The sequence below is a fragment of the Staphylococcus sp. GDY8P126P genome (assembly GCF_017891965.1).
GTDB lineage: Bacteria > Bacillota > Bacilli > Staphylococcales > Staphylococcaceae > Staphylococcus > Staphylococcus saprophyticus.
In genome coordinates this window covers 217213-223700 of sequence record NZ_JAESKG010000004.1, presented here as the reverse complement: position 1 = coordinate 223700, position 6488 = coordinate 217213, and the positions used below count along the sequence as shown (strand labels likewise).

Sequence of the window (6488 nt, the reverse complement as noted above, 5' to 3'; positions counted from 1 at the left end):
TTCAGTTTTCAATGTTCATTTAAATAGTTGCTTCATTACTATATCATTTTTGTTGACAACTTGTCAACAAAAAATTAATATTTTTTAAATGAGTAATTAACATTACTTTAATAATATTAAATTATTATTAAGATTATTTCAAGTATATTTTTTACACTTTTTATAATTTCTTTAAATAATGTTGTTGCCGTTTTTGACGACTTTTAAATAATATCAATTCCTCAATGGAAAGTCAATATTTAATTTAAGATTTTGTGATTTCTTTCGTTCACTTATTTAGTAGCAATTGTTTGCCACAAGAAACAATTCTACCACCATTTAAAAAAATTGCAATAAAAAAATGGATAGAAATTAAAATAATCTCTATCCATTACTGAAATGACTTATTTTGTCGTTTTATCAATGATTTGTTGTGCCATGGATTGATAGATTTCACCGAGTCGATCATCAGCTTGATAAATTGAAGGTGCAAAGTCTTTTGGATTCCAAGATGGTTGTTCTAACGGGAGATGTCCTAGCAAGTCAGTTTGTAGTTCTTCTGCAAGTTTTTCTCCGCCACCAGTACCGAATACATATTCTTTATTCCCTGTTTCTTTACTTTGGAAATAAGACATATTTTCGATTACACCTAGAATAGAATGTTCTGTATGTTTAGCCATTGCACCAGCACGGGCTGCGACAAATGCTGCTGTTGGATGTGGCGTTGTCACTATAATTTCCTTACTTGAAGGTAGCATCGTATGAACATCTAATGCAATATCTCCTGTGCCTGGAGGTAGATCTAAGATAAGGTAGTCTAAATCTCCCCATCTAACTTCTACAAAGAAATTAGTTAACATTTTACCTAGCATGGGTCCTCTCCAAATCACTGGTGCATTCTCTTCTACAAAGAATGCCATTGAGATCACTTTCACACCATGACGTTCTACGGGAATGATTTCTTTGCCTTGTACACCTGGTTTCTCATCAATTCCCATCATATCTGGAACACTAAAACCGTAGATATCAGCATCTACTAAGCCTACTTTTTTACCTTCACGCGCTAATGATACTGCTAGATTAACAGCGACTGTTGATTTACCAACGCCCCCTTTACCAGAAGCAATAGCGATAAATTCTACTGGATTATCTTTTGAAAGTAATCCTTCAATGGTTTGATTTTCGTTTTCGCCAGAGCCACGATATTGCTCAACAACATCACTCGGCAATTCTTCAAATCTGATGCCAACCGTGTTTGCTCCATTTTCCTTTAATACTTCTACAATAGCCATTTGCAAATCTAATTGCGGTTGTCCACCTAATTGCGCCATTGCTACTTTAACACTAACGTGTTCTATCTCTTCTTTAATAGTAACTTCTACTATTCCATCTGTTTCTTTTAATGGTACATCTATTATTGGATCTTTTAATTCTCCAACAAGTTCTTTAACTTGCGCTATCGTTAACACAAAGCGTCCCCCTCTTATTTAAATATCAATTATATTTTAACAAACAAAACTAACATTTGCTTTAAATAGCTTAATTTAAGTATAAATATAATTTGTTCAATAAAAAAGCAGTTAGCTCAATCTATTCTTAATATTAGAATAATAAGCTAACTACTTTCACTTTAGATTAATGTATTTAAGTTGTTTGGAATTCAAAATATGCAATATCTTCCTTATGTTTAAGAATATAATGTTCACTTACATTATTTATTTTTTTGATTTAAATTTTTACTATCCGGATAAAATATTTCTTTACAGATGAATAATACGCCAATAATTAATACAATTACCCAAAAGTCGATGTCGATATAGGTATAATGTATGTGCACTATAAAATAAAACAACAATGTAGTTACTGAAAACGTAATTAATTGAAAGGTAAGTCCTTGAAAGTAAGGATTTTCAGGTAATTTTTTTCTAAAATAATCCATTAAATTTTCTACAATGAATAAATTGAAATAGCCTAATACAATATAACTACCATAATATATCAAGTTATCGTAAAAACTTTTATTATAACCAAAATATGCAAGATGAAAGTAGATTAAAATTCTACTTAATCCGTATAAACCAAATCCTAAAAAAGTTAAAAAAATCGCACCAGAAATAATAAATACAGAAAGCACAATAAGCGTTGTTAATAAATATCTTAAATATTTCATAGCTTACTGTCCTCCCTTTCTTAATCAATCATTGACTATATAAACATATATTTTCTTATATGTGATATGAATGCATTATATATCTTACCATTATAACTTTATATGACCAAACGACAGAAATTCAACCTACTATATTATCATTTGTTATTCATTTTAAACAAAAACACTTAGCAATGTTAAAACATGTTAAGTTAATGTATCTTGTTTTCGATATGTGATGGACCATAATATTATAAGTATAAACAAGATGACAAAGCTCAAAATTACAATGTTATGAATATGCAAACCAATAATTGGAATAGATAACGCATAGACATAGCCCATAATTGTCGATCCGACTGAATTACCCAGGCTCTTAGTCAAAGTGTATAATGACATCATACGCTTCATATTTTTAGGAGAGGTTTCTTCTTGTGTGATAACACTATTTTTAGTATAAACTGTACCAAAGCTTATACCTGCTAATAACAAACTACAAGCAATAAAAATTGGAGAGTTAGTTCCTATAAATACTAAAATGCCACAAAGCATTAAACATGTAAATGCAAATATATATAATGCCTTCCTAGTCATTTTTGCTTCTATTTTATCTAAATTAAAATTCAATACTAGCCACGCAAACGAAATTGGAAAAATAACAAACCCACTTTGTAATGGAGATAAGCCAAGATCTTCTTGTAAATAAATTGGCATATAGAGGTTATAACCCATAAGTATAGTTGCATATGCAAAATCAGTAAAAAATATTAAAACAATTGTTTTATTAAATTCTTGCACTGGTATAAAAGGTGTTTTTATTGTCTTTTCATTTCTATATAACACAACACCGACAACCGTAGCTAATATGATTGAAATGATATTTAAATAAATATTGGCTGTATACATCACTGCAAATATTAAAAAGAATACAAAAGTATAAAATAACGATAAGCCTTTTACATCTAATTTAGCACTAGTTGATGTACTTTCATTCTCGAAATGAAATGTAATCACTACAAGTATGATTGCAATAATTGAAATTGGAATATTCACGAAGAATAGCCAATGCCATGTAGCAAACTCTAAAATACCGCCACCTAAAACAGGTCCTATAATACTGGATATCCCCCATACACTTCCAACGATTCCCATGATTTTATAGCGTAAAGGTATCTCAAATGCCAGTTTTGGGACAATTTGGCTTAATGCCATCATGACACCTGCACCCAATCCTTGAATAAAGCGAGAGATGATTAACATGGTAAATGTGTCACTTAGCCCTGAAAATAAACTTCCTATTGTAAATAACATAAGCCCTAATAATGTAATATATATAATTTTAGTACGATCTAACAATTCCCCAACAATCGGGTTTGCAATAACAATTGCAATAAAATACACAGCAAATATCAATGAAATAGATGACGTTACGTTTAAATCATTTTTTATAGTTGGCAATGCTAAGGAAACGATTGAAGTTTCTATTGCAGACATAAACATAATTAATATTAACGCAATAATAATGCCTAATGATTTTATATTCATATATAACTTCCTAACCCTTAAATTTTCTAACAATATCAATATCTACTTAACCATTATTTATTTATAAGTTCAACACATTTTTCAAAAACGCTCTTCAGTGCATACAACATTTAAACATGCCATAAAAAAAGCTGCTAACAATGTCAATGAACACTGTTAACAACTTTAATTATCTTACATAAAATACATGATAGCTACAAAGTGAAATACGGATGCAACTACAATGAAGAAATGCCATATCATATGAAAATACGGACGGTTTTTTTGAGCATAAAACCAAGCTCCTATTGTATAGGCAAGTCCACCAAACAATATAAATAACATAAATAGTAAAGATGAATCAAAAATAATTGTTGGCAAAAATAGTACACCAATCCATCCCATAACTAAATACATAATCAAACTTAACTTATGATTAACATTTTTTGCTAACGATTTGTAAAGAATGCCCCAGATTGTAATGCCCCACAAGACAACCATGCTAGACCAGCCAATCCAACCACCGACCAAAGTAAGACATATCGGTGTATAAGTACCTGCAATCGCGACATAAATCATACTATGATCGATTATTCTTAATATGAATTTATGTGATGATTGATTTGGCATGGCATGATATACCGTTGATGAGATAAACATTAAAAAAATACTTATTACATAAACAGAGACACTAAAGGCACCTAACACACCATATTCAAGAAAACTATGTATCGCTGCATAAGGCAATGCACATAATGCTATAAAAGCAGCCACTCCATGTGATACTGAGTTGCCAATTTCTTCCCCAAAAGTCAGGGGAATAATATCTTTAAATGTTTTAACCAGTTTATTATCTTCAGCTTCTACTGAATGAGACATGAGTGTAACCACCTTTTTATATCATATTCATGCGTTTTAAATCAGCCGTAGCCGTTTCAACACTATCTTTACCTTCTTTATTCTTAAGTGGAGAGAATTCTTTCTCTCTAGGTACCTGTAATGTTACAAAACTATGCGCATATTGGAAGATATCAAAATAAAATAGTTCAAACTTTAATGTCGGTAGTTCAATTACACCAAAGTCTTCATCTAATTGTTTTAAGTTTTTAATCGCTAAATGATATGGTAAGTCGTAATCAACAACATTATTGATAAACGCCAGTTTAAATGAGTGGATTCCAATATTAGCATTGTTAAACTCATTAGCTATTTCTGGATCTAATTCTGAATATTCTAGAACCGTGTCTTTTTGATTCGCATTGACTAACCTACCAACACTTTCCCCATCCTTGGGTTGTATGGACTTAGTAGTGATGTCCATACTTTTCTGAAATGTGTATCCTGCAAATAATGGATCTAATACTTTAACTAACACATTATCAATATTATTTAAGAAAATATATTCGACGCCATTTTCAGTCATTTCATCTAAATAACCTGATTTTGCTAATGATTTAAATACACCACCATTACCGTTTGGCGTTTCAAGAATATTACTATCCACATCCAATACCAGTTTACCCTCTTCTGACAAAGCGACAATATTATCTTGCATAAAGAAGTGTACATGATCTCTGTCGTAACCAAAATAATTTTTCGACTCGAAATATAGTTGTGTTTCTTTATCATTAATTTTACTTGTCATAATATACCAGTCGATATACTGACCTGTTTGTTCTTTTAATGCCAATAATTGTTTCGCTTGAATTTCAAACAAACTCGTATCTTCAATTTCAAATGAACCTTTTGGACCTTTGTAGCCTAACCTTGTCCCTTGACCACCAGCCATTAATAAAACTGCAAATTTGCCTTTTTTAATCGCATCAAGTCCAATTTTTTCATATTGTTCGATTTCATCAACTGTAAATTCGCTTTTCACGTCATATTTGACTTCATTAACAGAAGAAACATCATCAATTACCTTTTTATTCAAGTATAAATCATTATATAAATTTCTAATATCAGCTAAATTTAATGATTCAAGTTTTTCAGATAAGTGTTCTTTCTCATTTGAACTCATTAATTTTTCAAACTCAATGAGATGTTCTTGATTAAACTTTTCTAGCGTTTTCTTATCTAACATGCTCTCTCTCCTTAATATCCATTTAATCAGATATAATTTATACCTTTTTTATAATATGGATATATCATTTCACTATATGTACTTTATATTATTATGATTCTTAGGACAACCATAATTATAACCAATTCAAGAATAGATTATTAAAAAATGGATGAAAAATCACATAAATTGCGCCAATGGTCAATGCACTTGCCAATGAGATATCAACTAGCCCACCAGTTTTAAATACAACTAGGAATTTCACATTAATTGGTATCGGATAAAATAACTTAACACCTCTTGGCGTTAGCATATCTAGTATAACATGTGAAAGCAATCCTAGAATAATCGTAACTAAATAGTATGATGGCGTTTGTATGACATATAGTAAACAAACAATAATTGCGATGAATAACAATGAATGTGTGAATGTCCTGTGCCCAAATATCATTCTAATGAAAAAACTAATCAGTTTAAATCGTCTTCCTATCTTGCTTTGGGTATGACAAATATCAGGTACTAAACTTGATATGACTGCAAGCGTAATAACTGTAATCGAAGTAAACAAATCTGTATGAAAATATTCTATAGTTAAAGCCCCGACTAATAAGCCGCATGATGCATGTGTTTTACCTGTCATTTTCACTTCTCCTTATCATTAATATTTTAGCATAATCACACGATTAATGCGAACATACTTTCGTAAAAACATATGAGTATAACCTTTTTCAAAAAAGTATCACACAATCGCTTGAAAACGATTGCAATATATTG

The 6488-nt window shown here is 30.5% G+C and carries 6 protein-coding genes; all 6 read right to left on the bottom strand.

What is annotated here, in order from left to right:
* Positions 1-383: 383 nt before the first annotated feature.
* The 6 genes from KA893_RS09375 to KA893_RS09350 all read right to left on the bottom strand — a co-directional run bounded on the left by KA893_RS09375 (position 384) and on the right by KA893_RS09350 (position 6354).
* Positions 384-1448, bottom strand: a complete 1065-nt coding sequence (locus KA893_RS09375) for a P-loop NTPase (protein WP_002482667.1) — start codon at positions 1446-1448, stop codon at positions 384-386.
* A 242-nt stretch (positions 1449-1690) separates the two neighbouring features.
* Positions 1691-2149, bottom strand: coding sequence for a SepA family multidrug efflux transporter (locus KA893_RS09370; protein ID WP_041080835.1), 459 nt, complete (start codon positions 2147-2149; stop codon positions 1691-1693).
* 186 nt (positions 2150-2335) lie between these two features.
* Positions 2336-3673 carry a multidrug efflux MFS transporter SdrM gene (sdrM, locus tag KA893_RS09365; RefSeq protein ID WP_041080834.1) on the bottom strand — a complete coding sequence of 446 codons (1338 nt, stop codon included), beginning with the start codon at positions 3671-3673 and terminating at the stop codon, positions 2336-2338.
* A 174-nt stretch (positions 3674-3847) separates the two neighbouring features.
* Positions 3848-4531, bottom strand: coding sequence for a PAQR family membrane homeostasis protein TrhA (trhA, locus tag KA893_RS09360; RefSeq protein ID WP_002482665.1), 684 nt, complete (start codon positions 4529-4531; stop codon positions 3848-3850).
* A 16-nt stretch (positions 4532-4547) separates the two neighbouring features.
* Positions 4548-5735, bottom strand: a complete 1188-nt coding sequence (locus KA893_RS09355; RefSeq protein ID WP_194375795.1) for a UTP--glucose-1-phosphate uridylyltransferase — start codon at positions 5733-5735, stop codon at positions 4548-4550.
* 115 nt (positions 5736-5850) lie between these two features.
* Positions 5851-6354, bottom strand: a complete 504-nt coding sequence (locus KA893_RS09350; RefSeq protein ID WP_041080830.1) for a metal-dependent hydrolase — start codon at positions 6352-6354, stop codon at positions 5851-5853.
* Positions 6355-6488: the final 134 nt, after the last annotated feature.